This is a genomic window from Streptomyces katrae, assembly GCF_000966975.1.
Classification (GTDB): Bacteria; Actinomycetota; Actinomycetes; order Streptomycetales; family Streptomycetaceae; genus Streptomyces; species Streptomyces katrae.
In genome coordinates this window covers 1-1,430 of record NZ_JZWV01000431.1, presented here as the reverse complement: position 1 = coordinate 1,430, position 1,430 = coordinate 1, and the positions used below count along the sequence as shown (strand labels likewise).

1 protein-coding gene is annotated in these 1,430 nt (G+C 74.2%); it reads left to right on the top strand.

Features of this window, described 5'->3' with window-relative positions:
* On the top strand, nt 1-1,430 hold a 1,430-nt coding region (locus VR44_RS16390; RefSeq protein WP_045948242.1), incomplete at both ends, for a condensation domain-containing protein.

Here is a 1,430-nt window from a genome sequence, read left to right as displayed (position 1 = left end):
TCCCGGCTCCGGCCCCGGCCCCGGCTCCGGCTCCGGATGCGGTTCCGGCCGGATCCCCGGAGACGGCGTCCTACCAGCCGTCCCTGGCCCAGCAGCGGATGCTGTTCGTGGACCTGATGCAGGAGGATTCCAACCAGCACAACGTCACGCTCGCCGTGGACATCGCCGGCCGCGTGGACCCGGCCGCGATGCGGGCGGCCTTCACCGACGCGCAGCGCCGCCACTCCGGCCTGCGCACCGTCTTCCACCAGAAGGGCGGCCGGTTCGAGACGGAGATCCTCGCCGAGCCCGGCGTGGAGCTCACCGTCCTCGACACGGCACACGCGGGACCGGCGTCCGGCACCCTCCGGCCGCTCGCCGGCGACGAGGACGTCCGGGAATGGGTGCGCGAGCTCGGAGCGCCCCCCCAGCGCTGTTTCGCCGAGCCGCCCGTCCGCGCGACGCTGGTCCTCGGCCCGGAGCGGAGCCTGTTGGTGGTCACGGTGCACCACGCGGTGACCGACGCGACCTCCATGGGCGTCATGGTCGAGGACCTGGCGCAGGACTACCACCGTCGCCGGGCCGGTGACGACACCCCCGCCCGGGCCGGCCGTCACCAGTTCCACGACGTCCTCGCCGAACTGGAGCGGGCCGAGCGGAACGACACCACCGGGAGCAGCGCCTACTGGCGGGCCCAGCTCGAAGGTGCGCCCGACCTGGTGCCCCTGCCCACCGACCGGCCCCGGCCCGAGGTGCGGGCGGGCGCCGGCGCGATGTGGGGCTGCGACCTGGACCCCGCACTGGCGTCCCGGATCCGCGGCCTGTCCGCGGAGCTGAACACCACCCCGTTCAGCACCATGCTCACCGCCTACGCCGTCCTGCTGCGCCACCACAGCGGCGCCGAGGACATGGCGATCGCGACACCGGTCACCAGCCGGTCCACCGAGGCGGCGCAGCGGGTCTTCGGGCTGATGCTGAACACCCTGGTGCTCCGCGTCAAGGCCGGCCACGACGCGTCGTTCACCTCCCTGGCCAGGTCCGTGGGTGCGGTGGTGCTCGACGGCATCCGGCACTCGGCGTTCCCGTTCGACCGGCTGGTCGCCGAGCTCAACCCCAAGCGGCACCCGGGCCGCACCCCGCTGTTCTCGGTGATGTTCGCGATGCCGGTGGACTTCCCCCTGCCGGACTTCGACGGCCGGCCCGCCCGCCCGGTGGAACTTCCCGGCCTCGGAGCCAAGTTCGACCTGACCCTGTACGTCACCCCGGCCGCGGACGGAGGCCTGCACCTGGACTGGGAGTACGACCCGGCCCTGTTCGACGAGGGCACGGTCCGGCGGTGGGGCGCCGACTACACCCGCCTGCTGGAGGCGGTGGTGGCCGACCCCGGCAGCCCGCCGTCCCTGCCCGCCCCCGAGGCCCCCGCGGACGACACCGCGACGACGGAAGACACC